This window comes from Phyllobacterium sp. GQ127, assembly GCF_059758635.1.
In genome coordinates this window covers 64,478-81,145 of record NZ_JCAXDZ010000005.1, presented here as the reverse complement: position 1 = coordinate 81,145, position 16,668 = coordinate 64,478, and the positions used below count along the sequence as shown (strand labels likewise).

The 16,668-nt window shown below is 52.9% G+C and carries 15 protein-coding genes; 13 read left to right on the top strand and 2 right to left on the bottom strand.

The window, feature by feature from the left end; genetic code table 11:
* Positions 1-49 precede the first annotated feature (49 nt).
* The 6 genes from AC6CHM_RS18110 to ggt all read left to right on the top strand — a co-directional run bounded on the left by AC6CHM_RS18110 (position 50) and on the right by ggt (position 7,322).
* Positions 50-1,036 (top strand): aldo/keto reductase, encoded by a 987-nt coding sequence (locus AC6CHM_RS18110; protein ID WP_115053387.1) that lies wholly within the window; start codon positions 50-52, stop codon positions 1,034-1,036.
* Between the two features lie 142 nt (positions 1,037-1,178).
* Positions 1,179-2,108, top strand: a complete 930-nt coding sequence (locus AC6CHM_RS18105; protein ID WP_307275967.1) for an ABC transporter substrate-binding protein — start codon at positions 1,179-1,181, stop codon at positions 2,106-2,108.
* A gap of 93 nt (positions 2,109-2,201) precedes the next feature.
* Entirely contained in the window at positions 2,202-3,722 is a 1,521-nt protein-coding gene (locus AC6CHM_RS18100) for a sugar ABC transporter ATP-binding protein (RefSeq protein WP_498174175.1), read from the top strand.
* A 2-nt stretch (positions 3,723-3,724) separates the two neighbouring features.
* On the top strand, positions 3,725-4,693 hold the full coding sequence (locus AC6CHM_RS18095; RefSeq protein WP_115053385.1) for an ABC transporter permease: 969 nt from the start codon (positions 3,725-3,727) through the stop codon (positions 4,691-4,693).
* A gap of 59 nt (positions 4,694-4,752) precedes the next feature.
* Positions 4,753-5,484: a glutathione S-transferase gene (locus AC6CHM_RS18090; RefSeq protein ID WP_498173937.1), complete on the top strand. Its 732-nt coding sequence runs from the start codon at positions 4,753-4,755 to the stop codon at positions 5,482-5,484.
* Between the two features lie 107 nt (positions 5,485-5,591).
* Complete coding sequence (gene ggt / locus AC6CHM_RS18085; protein WP_498174173.1) at positions 5,592-7,322, top strand: gamma-glutamyltransferase; 1,731 nt, start codon at positions 5,592-5,594, stop codon at positions 7,320-7,322.
* Here ggt and AC6CHM_RS18080 read toward each other — a convergent pair.
* Positions 7,319-8,494, bottom strand: a complete 1,176-nt coding sequence (locus AC6CHM_RS18080; RefSeq protein ID WP_498174171.1) for an aminotransferase — start codon at positions 8,492-8,494, stop codon at positions 7,319-7,321. The two genes, ggt and AC6CHM_RS18080, sit on opposite strands and share 4 nt — an antisense overlap.
* 175 nt (positions 8,495-8,669) lie before the next feature.
* Here AC6CHM_RS18080 and speB point away from each other — a divergent pair, with 175 nt between their 5' ends.
* Positions 8,670-9,734 (top strand): agmatinase, encoded by a 1,065-nt coding sequence (gene speB, locus AC6CHM_RS18075; RefSeq protein ID WP_498173936.1) that lies wholly within the window; start codon positions 8,670-8,672, stop codon positions 9,732-9,734.
* 9 nt (positions 9,735-9,743) lie between these two features.
* Positions 9,744-10,865: an NAD(P)/FAD-dependent oxidoreductase gene (locus AC6CHM_RS18070; protein WP_498173935.1), complete on the top strand. Its 1,122-nt coding sequence runs from the start codon at positions 9,744-9,746 to the stop codon at positions 10,863-10,865.
* Here AC6CHM_RS18070 and AC6CHM_RS18065 read toward each other — a convergent pair.
* A complete protein-coding gene (locus tag AC6CHM_RS18065) occupies positions 10,849-11,766 on the bottom strand; it encodes a LysR family transcriptional regulator (protein ID WP_115053382.1) in 918 nt (305 codons plus the stop codon). The genes AC6CHM_RS18070 and AC6CHM_RS18065 overlap by 17 nt on opposite strands.
* Before the next feature lie 298 nt (positions 11,767-12,064).
* On the opposite strand from AC6CHM_RS18065, the gene AC6CHM_RS18060 reads away from it, so the two are divergent.
* The 5 genes from AC6CHM_RS18060 to AC6CHM_RS18040 are packed head-to-tail and all read left to right on the top strand — an operon-like array spanning position 12,065 to position 16,668.
* A complete protein-coding gene (locus AC6CHM_RS18060; protein ID WP_115053809.1) occupies positions 12,065-13,270 on the top strand; it encodes an ABC transporter substrate-binding protein in 1,206 nt (401 codons plus the stop codon).
* 5 nt (positions 13,271-13,275) lie between these two features.
* Complete coding sequence (locus AC6CHM_RS18055) at positions 13,276-14,094, top strand: ABC transporter ATP-binding protein (protein WP_307275531.1); 819 nt, start codon at positions 13,276-13,278, stop codon at positions 14,092-14,094.
* Positions 14,087-14,797, top strand: coding sequence for an ABC transporter ATP-binding protein (locus AC6CHM_RS18050; protein WP_115053380.1), 711 nt, complete (start codon positions 14,087-14,089; stop codon positions 14,795-14,797). The genes AC6CHM_RS18055 and AC6CHM_RS18050 overlap by 8 nt, the downstream gene beginning before the upstream one ends.
* Position 14,798: 1 nt before the next feature.
* Positions 14,799-15,686, top strand: a complete 888-nt coding sequence (locus AC6CHM_RS18045) for a branched-chain amino acid ABC transporter permease (RefSeq protein ID WP_115053379.1) — start codon at positions 14,799-14,801, stop codon at positions 15,684-15,686.
* Position 15,687: 1 nt separating this feature from the next.
* Entirely contained in the window at positions 15,688-16,668 is a 981-nt protein-coding gene (locus AC6CHM_RS18040) for a branched-chain amino acid ABC transporter permease (protein ID WP_115053378.1), read from the top strand.

The following is a 16,668-nucleotide window of genomic DNA, read 5'->3' as shown; positions in this document are numbered from 1 at the left end:
TTTTTGTCGATAAAAGACAATATAGACTTTGCGTGTCTGGGAGGAACGCTTGGAAATTCGTACAATAGGTGCAACGCCGCTGGCCTTAACCCAATTTGGATTTGGGGGCGCGGCGATAGGTGGCTTGTATAGAGAATGCCCCCGCGACGATGCCATTGCAGCACTGCAAACGGCATGGGATGCGGGTATGCGCTACTTCGATACCGCACCTTTTTACGGCTTTGGTCTTTCGGAGCGCCGCACGGGTGATTTCCTGCGCTCGAAACCACGCGACAGCTATGTGCTTTCAACGAAAGTTGGACGTTTGCTCAGGCCAGTGCCCGACAACCAAATCCCGGACCATTCCTACGTCAATCCCCTGCCCTTCGCCGTCGACTATGATTATAGCTATGACGGTATCATGCGGTCTTTCGAGTTCAGCTTTGCCCGTCTTGGGCTGAACCGCATAGATATTCTCTATGTGCATGACATCGGCGCATATACCCACGGTCCTGAAAAGAATGCGGTCTATCAGAAGCAACTTCTGGATGGCGGCATGAGGGCATTGCAAGAGCTGAAATCGTCCGGCGCAATTTCCGCTTACGGCCTTGGGGTAAATGAGGTTGAGGTGTGCATGGATGTGATCGCACAAAGCGATATAGACTGCATCCTTTTGGCCGGACGCTACTCGCTTCTGGATCGTTCGGCGGAACGCGGATTGCTGGAAGAATGCCGCAAGAAGAAGATTTCCCTGGTCATTGGGGGCGTGTTCAATTCCGGCATATTGGCAACAGGGCCGGTGCCGGGAGCCAATTTTGATTATGGGCCAGCGTCGGAAGATATTTTGAGTCGTGTCCGGTCCATGGAGGCCGTTGCCAAATCTCATTCCATCCCGCTCGCTGCTGCCGCGATGCAATTTCCTCTGCGTGAGACTGTCGTTGCGAATGTTCTTATCGGAACCGCCAAAGCTGCTAGTCTGACCAGAAACATGGATCTTTTGAATGTGACGATACCCGAGGCATTTTTTGCTGAAGTGGAACAGTTCACAATCAAGTAGAATGGCTACAAAGCGGGGTTGAGTGCGCCACAGCCCTGACGACAATCAAACAAGAAAGGCGCTTGGAGAGGAACCTGAAATGATACTTTTTGGAAAAAGCATAAATCGTAGAACCGTGCTTGGCGTAACCAGCGTTGCGATCATGGCGGGCATGATGGGTGTAGCACCTGTGCGGGCGCAGGACGTCACCATTCCTATCATCGTTAAAGACACGACGTCCTTTTATTGGCAGATCGTTCTGGCCGGAGCACGCAAAGCTGGCAAAGATCTCGGCGTTAAAGTTCCAGAACTCGGAGCGCAGGCTGAGTCGGATATTAACGGCCAGATATCCATTTTGGAGAATGCAGTTTCCGGCTCACCGGCAGCAATTGTGATTTCGCCAACAGAGTTTAAAGCACTTGGTAAGCCGATTGACGAGGCAGCAAAATCGGTAAAGATCATCGGGATCGACTCTGCTGCGGACTCCAAGGCTTTCACATCGTTCCTGACGACTGACAATGTTGAAGGTGGCCGTGTCGCTGCAGATGGTCTGGCTGCTGCAATCACTGAAAAATACGGCAAGGCAGAAGGCGATGTTGCAATCATCACCGCGCTTCCCGGCGTTGGTTCGCTGGATCAACGGGCCAAGGGCTTTAAAGAGCAATTGGCGGCAAAATATCCAGGGCTCAAGCTGGTAGCAGATAAGGTTGCAGATGGTCAGGCAACAACAGGCCTGAATATCACAACCGACTTGATCACCGCCAATCCTGAACTACGTGGAATTTTTGCATCCAACCTGATCATGGGTCAGGGCGCAGGCCAGGCGATTGCCGAAAACAAGGCCCAGGACAAGATCAAGGTCATCGCCTTTGACAGTGACGAAAAGCTGGTGAAATTCCTCAGCGATGGCGTGCTTTACGCTCTGGTAGTCCAGGATCCATTTCGCATGGGTTATGACGGCGTAAAAACTGCGCTCGCTGCTTCAAAGGGCGAGAAAGTCGAAGCCAATGTCGACACGGGTGCCAATCTGATCACCAAGGCGAACATGAGCGAGCCACGCGCGCAGGAGCTGCTGAATCCGAAGCTTGATTAATCGGAATTCTGCTCTCCAATCGAAGAGGCTGCCATGGAAACTCAGAACTTTGCATCACAGTCCGGCAACGGAACACATGCAACCGCTGCGATCATGGCGGCCGATTCACCTATCCTTGAACTTAAAGGGCTGGAAAAGCAGTATTTTGGTACCCATGCCCTGAAACCGACCGACCTAGCTTTCAAGGCTGGTGAAATACATGCCATTGTTGGCGAAAATGGCGCAGGCAAATCAACCCTCATAAAGCTTTTAACCGGCGTCATTCCGCGCACGGGCGGCGATGTTTACTGGCTCGGCGAACCCGTGGCATTGGGCACGCCTATCGAAGCTATCAAGCATGGCATTAATGCCGTGCACCAGGAAGTTGTTCTTTGTCCGCATCTCAGCGTTGCCGCCAATATTTTTCTGGGTGAAGAACATCTACGTTTCGGGTTGCTTAGACATCGAAACATGGTGCGGGACGCACAGAAGATTCTTGACGATCTCGGCTTTGACCTTCCCGCACATGCCACGCTCAGTGATTTGACAATCGGCCAGCAGCAATTGATTGCAACGGCACGTGCGGCGACAAGAGGTGCGCGTTTTCTCATATTTGATGAGCCTACTGCCTATCTGACACGAAAAGAGGGTATGCAGCTTTTTGCCCTCATCCGGCGCATGCAGGCAAATGGCGTAACCATTGTTTATATCAGCCACCGGATGGAAGAAGTCTTTGAACTTGCCGACCGGGTGTCGGTATTACGGGACGGAACCTTGGTAGGTACGCGAGACATCGCCGACACCAATGAAAACGAACTGATTGCCATGATGATCAATCGCTCCATCGAGCAGATTTATCACAAGGATAGTTTCGAGTTCGGCAAACCCATCCTGGAAACCCGAAATCTCTCCGGCAAAGGCTTCGAAAATATATCGCTGACTGTTCGGGAAGGCGAAATTGTCGGTCTCTATGGGCTGATCGGCGCGGGGCGCAGCGAGTTTGTCACTACTGTTTTTGGTCGGTATCCAAAGTCTTCCGGCTCAATTTTGTGGAAAGGCGAGGAGGTCAATATTCGCCGCGAGAAGGATGCGATCAAGCTCGGCATCGCACTCGCCCCGGAAAGCCGCAGGGATCAGGGACTTTGCCTGTCACTTCCTGTAAGCCTGAATCTCAACCTGCCGGTTTATCCGAAACTTAGCCGTGGCGGAATTATATCAAAGAGCAAGGAGTCAGCCCAGGCGGACCGCCAAATCGCCGACCTGCGCATCAAGACATCGACACGCAGTGCAAGCGCTGCCAGCCTTTCAGGCGGCAATCAGCAAAAGATCGTCATTGGCAAATGGCTTAATCACGGTGCAAAGCTCTTCATCTTTGACGAACCCACGGTCGGTGTCGATGTCGGCACCAAAGCTGAGATTTATCGCCTTTTTTCGGCGCTGCTATCGCAAGGAGCCGGGATCATCCTGATTTCTTCATATTTGCCGGAAGTCTATGAACTGGCTGATACACTTCATGTTTTCCGACGCGGCGAGATGGTTGCATCCCATCCATTCAAATCCGCCAGCCATGAAGATATTCTAACAAAAGCGCTTGGTTCGGCCCCGGCCAACCCAATTTTATCCGGAGAGTCCTGATCATGAGTGTTGATACCAAGGAACCAGTTATTTCACCCAAGAAGCGGTACAACATCCTCTTCGGGCTGACATTGCTCGCTCTCCTGCTTGTTCTATGGCTGATCCTCGGCCTGTCAACCACGACCTTCTGGACAACAAACAACATTGCCAATTTGCTGCGCCAAGGCGCCATGATTGCGATCCTCGCAGTGGGTCAGACCTTTGTCATCATCACCGGCGGGATAGACCTATCTGTTGGCGCAATCGCGGGATTTGCCAGTACAATTGTGGCATTGCTTCTGGCCAATGGATTTCCAATCTGGGCAGCCGTGCTCATTACCCTTGGCATTGGTCTTGGCATCGGTCTCTTCCATGGATTCGGCATTGTAAAGATGGGGTTGCCACCCTTCATCATCACTCTGGCAACACTCACATCGCTTCGCGGAATCGGTCTTTTGATTACCAATGGTGCAACCATTTCCATCAATAATGACGAGTTCACAAACTTCTCGCGAAATGATTTTCTGGGAGTTCCAAACCTGTTTTGGATGGTTATCCTCGTGGGTATCCCTGCCTATATTCTGCTTCAGCACACGCGTTGGGGCAGATATCTCTTTTCAGTTGGGTCAAACGCCGAAGCTTCCCGTCTCTCCGGCGTAAACGTCAATCGCACCATCTACCTTGCCTATACTCTGTCAGCCGTTTGCGCTTCCTTCGTCGGCATTCTGCTTGCTACGCGCATCGGAGTTGGCAACCCTACGCAGGCGGAAGGCTGGGAGCTGCAAGCCATTGCCTCATCCGTCATCGGCGGCACGAGTCTTTTTGGAGCTGTAGGATCTGTTCAAGGTCCATTGCTTGGAGCCTTCATCCTTGCCACCATTAACAACGGCGCAAATCTCCTCAACGTCAATTCGTTCTGGCAACGGGTTATCACAGGCGTGCTGATCATAGTGATCGTCTATTTTGACCAGTTGCGCCGCCGGAGGAAATAAGTCGCTCTCTGCCACATTCCCATGCTCAAATGGGAAAACGGAAGCAGCAGGAGACGCTTATGCCCTACGAGCTATATTATTGGGACGGGTTACAAGGACGAGGTGAATTTATACGGCTCGCGCTGGAAGACGCGGGAGCCGATTATATCGACATCGCGCGCGAGAATGGTCCCGAGCGGGGCATTGACGCGATGATGAAGGTGCTCAAAAGCAAGAGTGAACGCCACCTGCCCTTTGCGCCACCTTTTCTGAAAGATGGCGACCTGATCATATCGCATGTCGCGAATATCCTGTTTTATCTCGGGCCTAAACTCAACCTCGCCCCCAGCGATGAAAACCAGCGTATATTCGCAAATGGATTGCAGTTGACCATAACGGACTTTGTCGCGGAGGTGCATGATACGCACCATCCCATCGCCACAACGCAATATTATGAAGATCAGAAAGAGGCAGCCAAACTGCGCTCCAAAGACTTTATCGAACATCGCATGCCTAAATTCCTGGATTACTTCGAGCGGGTTCTGCACCGGAATCCTGATGGCAAGGCTCACACGATCGGCAAATCACTGAGCTATGTCGATATTTCCCTGTTCCAGATTTTCGAGGGACTTCGTTATACTTTCCCCAGAGCCACGGCAAATCTGGCCAAAGATTATCCGGCTTTACAGGCTTTGCATGACACGGTCGGCAATCGGCCCAATATCAAGGCTTATCTCCGTTCGGAACGTCGCCTCGACTTCAATACATCCGGCATTTTCAGACATTACCCGGAGCTCGATCAGAGCGCATAAGGGCGCTATATTTATAATTGCCTTCCAATTTACGCTGGACTTGATCCGCTGAAGAGGCTCCACTGACTTCACTCAAATCATAGGAGGAAGTCATGGATACTCGTTTCATGAAGGCAGGAGTCTTTGTCACAGCGCTCGGGCTGGCTCTTGCACCTGTGACGCAGATTTATGCCGCATCGCCGGATCCTGTTGCAGCAGAACATGGAATGGTGGTCACAGCTCAGCACCTTGCATCCGAAGTCGGCGTCGAAGTCCTCAAGAGCGGCGGAAACGCTGTCGATGCCGCAGTCGCAGTCGGGTATGCTCTGGCTGTGGTTTATCCAACCGCCGGTAATATTGGCGGCGGTGGCTTTATGACGATCCGTCTGAAGGATGGGAAGACCACTTTCCTCGACTTCCGCGAACGGGCTCCGCTTGCAGCAACCAAGACCATGTATCTCGACGATCAGGGCAACATCGTCAAAGGTCGAAGCACAAATGGCTATCTGGCTGTGGGCGTGCCCGGATCTGTCGCCGGCTTTGAAATGGCCCGGGAGAAATATGGTACGAAATCGCGCGAGGAACTTATCGGGCCAGCTATACGCTTTGCTCGCGATGGCTTTGTGCTCGACCAAGGTGACATCGCATCGCTACAAAATGGCACCAAGAAACTATCCACCGATCCGGCCGCGGCTGCAATATTCCTGAAGGCGGACGCGAAGCCTTATGCGATCGGCGAAACATTGGTTCAAGCTGATTTAGCCGCAACGCTTGCAGCGATTTCCGATAAAGGCTCCGATGCATTCTACAAAGGTCCCATTGCAGATGCCATTGTCAAAGCGAGCGGGGCCGGTGGCGGCGTTTTGGCCAAGGCTGATTTTGAACAGTACAAGGTTCGCGAGCTTGAACCTGTGAAATGCAATTATCGCGGTTATGATATTGTCTCTTCGCCGCCGCCGAGTTCAGGTGGTGTCATCATCTGCGAGATACTGAATATCCTTGAAAACTACCCTCTTGGATATCTGGGTTACGGTTCCGCCGAAACGGTTCATACCATGATAGAAGCAATGCGCTACGCCTATGTGGATCGCAACGCGTCGCTTGGTGACCCTGATTTTGTCGATAATCCCGTCTCCAAACTTTTGGATAAAAAATACGCCAAAGATATCCGTGACAAGATCAGCCCCTATAAAGCCGGCGTGTCGAAAGAGCTGACACCAAAGGGATTCGGCGAAAGCACAGAGACGACGCATTATTCGATTGTCGATGATGAGGGCAACGCCGTTGCCGTGACTTATACCCTGAACGGTTCATTCGGCGCAGGTGTTGTTGCTGCTGGCACTGGCATATTGCTTAACAATGAAATGGACGATTTCACCTCTAAGCCCGGCGTTCCAAATCTTTACGGATTGGTGCAGGGCGAAGCCAATGCGATTCAACCGAAGAAGACGCCTCTTTCTTCAATGAGTCCGACAATCATCTCCAAGGATGGCAAGCCCTTTATGGTCATTGGCAGTCCCGGCGGCGCGCGCATTATCACTATTACGCTCGAAGCGATCATCAATGTGATTGATCACGGAATGGACATACAAGAGGCAATAGATGCGCCGCGCATTCATCACCAGTGGTTGCCTGACCGGGTCTATATGGAGCCTTACGCGCTTTCCGGCGATACGATGAAAATTCTGACGGAAATGGGTCATAATGTCGGAATCGATCAGGACTGGACCATTTGGGGACAGGCTGCAGGCATTCTTGTCGGCGGCAAGAGCCTTGGTGAAATTACCAAGGGCGGTGGCGCCCGATATAATGGGGCCATGGACAGCCGTTCCGGTTCCGGTTCAGCGCGCGGCTACTAGAGCCCAAATCCAGCCAACCTTCCCCGCAGCTCGCGGATGGTTTGAGCATCGGCATTGGCGAAGGCAAACCGCAGAAATGGGGTTTGCCTTTCGCCGAAATATTCGCCGGGAAGGGCGAGGATTCCAGCACGTTTTGCCAATTGCTCTGCCACTATCTCTGACGCCATGCCCTCGAATGGGTGCCTGACAAATGCGAAATAGGCGCCTATCGATTCCAGTGCCCATCCGTCCAGCTCGGCCATCACGTCGCGAAGAGCTTTTGCCCGCACTTCAATTTCCAGACGGTTTCCTGCGCGCCATTCCGTCAATGCAGGCAAGGCGCGAGCGAGAGCAGCTTGTGGGGCGCGGGGCGGACATATCTGTAAATTATCCATGATTTTGGCAATTTGCTCGACCACTGCCCCACCTGCCACTATTGCGCCCAGCCTATGTCCGGGGATGCAAAAGGATTTGGAAAAACTGTAGAGCTCGATCAGATTTTCCTGCCAATCTGCTGTAGCAAACAAGCCATGCGGGGCACCGGCGCCATCTGGCAAAAAATCCCGATAGGTCTCGTCAAGAATGAGCCAAATGCCAGCGTCCCTGCAAAAATCAAAGATCACCTGCAGCCTGTCGGCAGGATAAATCGCTCCCGTCGGATTGTTCGGCGTTACAAGAGCAAGTGCACGAACATCCGGCGTCATCGCCATCTGGATGGCGTCGATAGTGGGAACAAAACCCTCCGACGCAGTGCAATTCACTTTGCCTGTTTTGATGCCAAGCATCGCCAAAGTCGTCTCGTGATTGAAATAAAATGGATCGGTCACAAGAATGGTATGGCCTGCAGAAGCGGCAACCATGGAAGCACAGACAAAGGCCTGATTGCAGCCCGATGTGATATGAATATTGTCGGCACTGATTTTTGCGTCATAGATCTCGGACACATGAGCGGCATAGGCTTCGCGTAATATTGTTTCGCCCTCGATGGGGCCGTAATTGGTGTACGCCAATGAGGACGCGGCTTCGCCAAGCCATTGCAGCATCTTCTCATGCGCCGGATAGCCCGGGACAGCTTGCGATAAATCAATCAGCGAACCCTGGCTGCCATCATAGGACTTTCCCCAGGCTTGAACTGCCGGTATCGGCGGCGGCGATAGGCGGGTTACGAGGGTATTGAGCATTGCAGCAGTCATCATTCGTTCCTGTATCGCTTCTTCCACGTCCAGCAAGTTCTTAATAGCCAATCGGATTGAAGTCATCTGTGACCATTTCGCATGACCTGTTCACAGAATGATGATTGATTTCCCTGCCACTTTAGGGTGTGCTGACCATTCTGCAACGACATGAACATTTCGGGAAGCCAGCATTATGCCATCGTGGGATGAAAACAAACTGAGCGAGTTGCGCGCCAAATATGGCGAGAGCCATGGCGGTGAGTTGTTTGATGAACGATTCCGGAAAGTAGCTGACAAAATATTTTCCAAGAGCGGCACTCGCCTTGCACCTTATGCGGGTGTACCGACATTTCTCACGGCACCTTATATGCCGATTGACGCCGTTAATCCTGACTTTGGCAATCTCCAGGTAGCCATTGTCGGCGTGCCGATGGACCTTGGCGTAACTAATCGTCCTGGTTCGCGTTTCGGCCCGCGTGCTGTTCGCACGATCGAGCGTATTGGCCCATATAATCACGTTCTGGAATGCGCACCGGTGTTTGACCTTCGCGTCGCCGATATTGGCGATGTGCCATTTGCCAGCCGTTACAGGTTGGAGCAAAGCCATGATGATATTGAACGGCGCTTCAACCAGATTGTTGATGCCGGTGTCCTGCCGCTGGCTGTCGGCGGCGATCATTCGATCAGCCACCCTATCCTGAAAGCCGTCGGCAAGAATGGCCCTGTCGGGATGATCCATATCGATGCGCATTGTGATACGGGTGGCGCGTTCGACCAGACCAAATTCCATCATGGCGGTCCATTCCGCAATGCGGTTCTGGATGGAGTTCTTGACCCGACAAGAACGATCCAGATCGGCATTCGTGGCTCTGCCGAGTATTTGTGGGAGTTTTCCTATGAGTCCGGCATGACCGTCATTCATGCGGAAGAAGTCACCGGACTGGGCATCCCGGCGATCATCGAAAAAGCCAGGTCCATAATCGGCGATGGCCCGACCTATCTGTCATTCGATATTGATAGTCTTGATCCAAGTTTTGCGCCGGGCACCGGGACGCCGGAAGTTGGTGGTTTGACGACGCGGGAAGTGCTCGAACTCATTCGAGGGTTTAAAGGCATTAATCTCGTGGGAGGCGATGTGGTTGAGGTCGCTCCGCAATATGACGCTACCACCAACACTGCACATGCGGGCGCACAAGTGCTGTTCGAAATCCTGAGTCTGATGGTTTTCAGTCCATTTGTGCAAAAGCAAAACAAGTAAGAGACAATGATGAGTGAAACTATTGAGACCGACGTCCTTGTCATCGGCGCAGGCATTGCTGGCGCTGGTGTCGCGGCCGCCTTGGCTGACACGCACAGTGTTGTTGTCGTAGAGCGCGAAAGTCAGGCCGGATATCATTCTACCGGACGGTCGGCGGCAATCTTCATTCCAAATTATGGCAATGAAGTCATTCGTGGGCTAAACCGAGCCAGTGCACCGATGTTTCACCATCGAGACACGGGCCTTTTTCCCGAACCATTGCTGACAGCGCGGGGATCATTGACGGTCGCCGATGAAGATGGCGTCGCGACATGCGAAGAATTTGTCCGAGACGGCATTGGCGTAGAAGCTATTTCTGTCGACAAAGCGCTTTCTCTGGTACCCATCCTCAGTCGCGACTACGTCAAAGCCGCCGCTTATCAAGAGGATGCACAAGATATCGACGTCAACGCTCTTCATCAGGGCTGGTTGCGCAAGGCATCGGCGCTGGGCGTCCGACTTTTTACCAATACCGAAGTCACCAGCGCCAATCGCGTTGCCGGTGGCTGGATCGTCAATGCATCCGACAAGGTTTTCAGCGCCCGGATCATTATCAACGCCGCTGGTGCCTGGGCAGATCTGACAGCCGCAATATTTGGCGCCAAGCCTCTTGGGCTAACGCCGCTGCGCCGCTCGATTGCAGTTCTACCAGCGCCCGATGGTCACGACACCCGCAATTGGCCGCTTGTCGATGATGTCAACGAAGCCTGGTATCTGAAGCCCGATGGCGGACGCATGTTTGTCTCGCCCGCCGACGAAATTCCCGTCGAGCCGCATGATGCCTATGTTGACGATATGATCCTCGCCGAAGGTCTCTATCGCTTCGAGCAGGCTGTCACCGTTCCAGTCAATCGGGTCGAGCGTAGCTGGGCAGGCCTACGCACCTTTGCGCCGGACAGGACTCCTGTCGCGGGTTTTGATGATACGGTGGATGACTTCTTTTGGCTTGCAGGACAAGGCGGTTACGGTATCCAGACTTCGCCGGCCTTGTCGGCGCTTGCAGCAGCTTTGATCCGGGGACGCGCTCCCGACGCCAATGTGGAACCCCTGCTTTCACGCCTGTCGCCGGCTCGTTTTACGAGCCATCCATAAGCGGCTGACCGGCAAAATCGGCGGCTTGGCTTTCGAGTTCAGATTTAATGAAATTGCTCAACACTCTGATGCGCGGCGTACCTACAATATCCTCATGACAAATGAGCCAATAGTCGCGATTGAGGTGCAATTCCTTGGGAAGGACCGGAACGAGTTCAGGATAGTTGCAAGCAATGTAATAAGGCAAAATACACAAGCCAAAACCGGTGCGCGCCGCGCTAAGCTGGGCGAAAATGCTAGAGCTTTGATAGGATGCACGCAAACCCGGAAGTATCTCGCGCATATAATCGAGACCGGGCGTAAATATCATGTCCTCAATATAACCGATAAATCGGTGTTCTGAGAGATCCGCCTGTCGTTTGATTGTTGCGTGCCGCGCCAGGTAGTCTGCCGAACCGTAGACGAACAACCGATATGGCATCAGTTTTTCTTGATGATAGCGTCCTGTCCGGCTGGCGTTGAGCGTTATTGATAGGTCCGCTTCACGCCGCGACAAGGATACGATCTGCTGAATTGTCACCATTTCCACAGATAGCCCCGGGTATGATTGTGTCATCAGCGGCAAACGGTCTGCCAGAAAGAAATTGGCGAACCCCTCAAGGATGCTCAGCCGGACCACACCGCTAAGTGATACAGTTCCTCCCGATGCTTCATTCTGAAAACGCTCTGCTTCGCGCTCCATGACCTCCGCAGATTCAATCAGTTTTTCCCCAAGCGCGGTAACAATATAGCCGCGCGGATTTCGCTCAAACAGGCGGGCCGACAGCGCCTCTTCCAATCGCTCGATCCGGCGCGAAACGGTCACGTGATTTGTCCGCAGACGCCGCGCTGCTGTGGTCAATTGGCCGGTGCGGGCGACAGCCAGAAAATACTGGAGATCATCCCATGTGAACTGTCGCATTTGTGTGCAAAGCCTTCATGTACATTTTTGTACGGAATATGTGCAAAATTAGATGTTTGTGTACTTATTTGTCAATGCTAGACTTTTTTCAACAACATGGTTGCCGGTCGGGAGAAACGGCGCAATCATGGGAAGAAGAATGTTCAGCAAGAATGGGCTGGATCGAGGGAGGGAACTACCAAGCGAAGGCGAGCTAATCGCTGGTTCGCGATCAGCACATGACAATTATATCCAGTTCACCAATGGCGGTCATCATTTGATGCCCAGCCAGACAATTAATCTTTGGGAGGAGAGAAGAATGAAGCTTTTAACCGTCGTAACCGCTGCTTTGATGGCAGCTACAGTGATTCCGGCAGCCAGCGCCGAAATTTCCGATGGCAAGGTCAAGATCGGCATTTTGAATGATCAGTCCGGCGTCTATGCGGATTTCGGCGGCAAATGGTCGTTTGAAGCTGCGAAGATGGCGGCTGAAGATTTTGGTGGCAAGGTTCTTGATGCACCAATTGAGATCATTTCAGCGGATCACCAGAACAAAGCCGATATTGCTTCTAACATTGCCCGCCAGTGGTACGATACAGAGCAGGTCGATTCCATCATGGAACTGACAACCTCCTCGGTGGCTCTCGCCGTTCAGGGCATCTCCAAAGAGAAAAAGAAGATCGATCTCGTTACCGGTGCCGCAACTGCGGAACTGACAGGCAAGCAATGCTCACCTTACGGCTTCCACTGGGCTTATGATACGCACGCGCTCGCCGTTGGCACTGGCGGCGCGCTCGTGGGCGCTGGCGGTGATAGCTGGTTCTTCCTGACAGCTGACTATGCATTCGGCTATTCGCTGGAAGAACAGACGAGCAAATACGTTACCTCCAAGGGCGGTAAGGTCGTGGGTTCGGTCCGCCATCCTTTGGCAACCAGTGATTATTCCTCATTCCTTCTCCAGGCGCAGTCCTCGGGCGCAAAAGTCATCGGCCTCGCAAATGCCGGTCTTGATACTGCCAATGCCATCAAGCAAGCTGCTGAATTCGGCATTGTTGCAGGCGGCCAGCGCCTCGCAGCCCTACTGTTTACACTGGCGGAAGTTCACGGTCTCGGCCTCGAAGCGGCGCAGGGCCTGACCCTGACCGAAAGCTTCTATTGGGATCGTGATGATGAATCGCGTGCTTTCGGCAAGAAGTTCTTCGACCGCACCGGCCGCATGCCCAATATGATTCACGCCGCCACCTATTCCGGCGTAACGCAATATCTCAAGGCCATCCAGAAGGCAGGGACGGACGATACGGAAAAAGTCGCTGCCGCGATGCATGAAATGCCGGTCGATGACGTATTCGGACGGGGCGCGAAGGTCGGCGCGAATGGCCGCCTGATCAGCGATGTGTATTTGATGGAAGTCAAGAAGCCGGACGAAAGCAAGGCACCTTGGGATTATTACAAGGTTCTGGCCACGGTACCAGGCGACGAAGCCTATATCAAACCAGCCGAAAGCGGCTGCAATCTGGTCAAGTAGCAAGCATGACCAGTTCTGCCGCAACTGCGTTCGGGGGAGGACAATCCTCTCCCGGCACACCCGATAATCAGACGTCACGGGTGGTTCTTTCCGCCCGTGGCCTGCGCCGTGATTTCGGTGGATTTATTGCTGTCAACAATGTTGACCTTGATGTCCATCATGCCAAAGTCCATGCCTTGATCGGACCAAACGGAGCTGGCAAAACCACGGTCTTCAATCTTTTGACAAAGTTTTTGCAGCCCTCGAGCGGCACCATCATGCTGCTTGATCATGATATAACGAAAACCGATCCGGCACGTGTGGCGCGCATGGGATTGGTGCGTTCTTTTCAGATATCGGCCGTCTTTCCGCATCTGACCGTATTGGATAATGTTCGTGTCGCATTGCAGCGGCCAGGACATCTATCGACGCAATTCTGGCTTCCGATGAGCGCCCTGAACAAATTGAACGAGCGCGCCAACGAACTTATCGATGCAGTTGGTTTGACAGATGCGCGCAACAGGCTTGCGGCAGATCTTTCCTATGGCCGTAAACGAGTTCTTGAAATCGCAACGACACTAGCGCTTGACCCGAAAGTGCTGCTGCTTGATGAGCCAATGGCGGGCATGGGCCATGAGGATGTGCACATCGTTTCCGATATTATTCGTGAGGTCGCCAAGGACCGCGCCATTCTTATGGTTGAGCATAATTTGAAAGTCGTCGCGGATCTTTGCGATCAGGTCACCGTGCTTCAGCGCGGCGAAATACTGACTTCAGGCGATTACAAGACTGTCAGCCAGGATGAGCGCGTGCGCGTTGCCTATATGGGGACCGAGCATGACTGACAAAAAACCTCTTCTCACAGTCCGCAATCTTCATGCCTGGTACGGTGAAGGTCATGCGTTGCATGGCATTGATCTCGATATTCATCAGGGCGAGACCGTAACCCTGCTGGGACGCAACGGCGTTGGCAAAACGACGACCTTGCGTTCAATCATGGGCATCATACGCAAGCGCACGGGTACGATTACTTTCGACGGCAAGGACATGATGCGCGTGCCGCTTCATCGCGCAGCGCATGCCGGTATTGGCTTTGTGCCGGAAGAACGCGGCATCTTCGCAACGCTATCGGTTGACGAGAATTTGAGTCTTCCGCCCGTCGTTGCCAATGGCGGGATGTCGATCGAAGAGATTTACGATCTCTTTCCAAACCTTAAAGAGCGCCGCAACAGCCCCGGCACCAAGCTTTCCGGCGGCGAACAGCAGATGCTGGCAATAGCGCGCATTCTGCGCACCGGTGTAAAACTGATTTTGCTTGACGAACCAACCGAAGGCCTCGCGCCCGTCATCATTCAACGTATAGGCGAGGTGCTCGTTACCTTGAAGCAGAGGGGAATGACAGTTTTGCTCGTTGAGCAGAACTTCCGTTTTGCCAGCAAGGTAGCTGATCGTTTTTACGTTGTTGATCACGGAAAGATCATCGACAATTTTCCGGTTCAGGAATTGCCGGATCGCATGACCATGCTCAACGAAGCATTGGGAGTTTGAAATGACAATGATCTTTGGGGTACCCCTTCAGGCTTTTCTCGGGCAATTGTTGATCGGCCTCATCAACGGCTCTTTCTATGCAATGCTCAGCCTTGGACTAGCGATCATTTTCGGCCTCCTGCGCGTCATCAATTTTGCCCACGGCGCGCAATATATGATCGGCGCATTTGTTGGTTACCTGCTTCTTGCAGAACTCGGCATTGGTTATTGGCCAGCTTTGATACTGGCTCCCATTATTGTCGGGTTCGCTGGTGCATTCATCGAGCGCGTCGCGCTCTCGCGACTTTATAATCTTGATCACCTCTATGGCTTGCTGTTCACCTTCGGCCTCGCGCTCGTTCTGGAAGGCATGTTCCGCTATTATTATGGCGCAGCAGGTCAGCCCTATGCCGTTCCAAGCGCTCTGACAGGTGGTTATAATCTCGGCTTCATGTTCCTGCCGAAATATCGTGGCTTTGTGGTGCTGGCATCCTTGGTGGTTTGCCTTGGAACGTGGCTGCTCATTGAAAAGACCCGACTGGGCTCACAGCTGCGGGCGGCGACAGAAAATCCAACGCTGGTCCGCGCATTCGGTATCAACGTTCCTTTGCTGCTCACCTTTACCTATGGCCTCGGCGCTGGACTTGCCGGTCTTGCCGGAATATTGGCGGCACCAATCTATCAGGTCAGTCCGCTCATGGGATCAAACCTGATCATCATCGTGTTCGCGGTTGTTGTCGTTGGCGGCATGGGCTCCATATTGGGCGCCATCATAACCGGCTATATGCTCGGCATATTGGAGGGGCTGACAAAGGTCTTCTACCCGGAAGCCTCCAACATCGTCATCTTCGTGATCATGGCAATCGTGCTGCTTGTGCGTCCCGCAGGTCTTTTCGGAAAGGATGCATGACATGACACAATCCGCCCTCACCGCACCAAGACAAAAAAATCTGTCGTTGGAAGTTACGCTGATCGTTGCAGGCATTGCGCTTCTCGTGCTTGCGCCCTTCTTTTTCTATCCAGTTTTCCTGATGAAGGTGCTGTGCTTTGCTCTGTTTGCATGCGCTTTTAATCTCCTTCTTGGCTATACCGGCATTCTTTCGTTCGGCCACGCCGCCTTCTTTGGCGGCGCTGCCTATTTCACTGCCCATTCGGTGAAGGAGTGGGGATTTTCGCCCGAACTGGGTATTCTCGTTGGCGTTGCGGGGGCTGCGTTTCTAGGTTTGATTATCGGCTTTTTCGCCATCAGGCGTCAGGGCATCTATTCCACGATGATCACCCTCGCTCTCTCGCAGATGTTCTTCTTCTTCTGTCTGCAGGCATCATTTACACACGGCGAAGACGGCATTCAGGGCGTGCCGCGCGGCCATCTGTTCGGCTTCATCGATTTGAACCAGTCGCTGAATATGTATTTCTTCGTGCTTGCCGTCTTTTTATTGGGCATGTTCATCATCTGGCGCATCATCAATTCACCATTCGGCATGATCCTCAAATCAGTCCGGGAGAATGAGCCTCGCGCCATCTCGCTTGGTTATTCTGTCGCTCGATATAAATTGGCAGCTTTTGTCATGTCAGCGGCGCTCACGGGGCTGGCAGGCGGCATCAAGGCGATTGTTTTTCAGTTCGCAACACTGACCGATGTCAGCTGGCAAATGTCGGGTGAAGTGGTGCTCATGACCCTGCTTGGTGGGATAGGTACTTTGGTCGGCCCGGTATTTGGTGCTGCCCTCATCTCGGCGCTTGAGAACTATCTGGCAACTTCCGAATTCCCAGTCACCGTAATCACCGGCATCATCTTCATGATATGTGTCCTCGTGTTCCGCCGCGGGATTATCGGTGAGCTTTATGCTTCGCGTTTCGGCAAAAGGCTGGAAGGCAAGTCGGAAAACTGA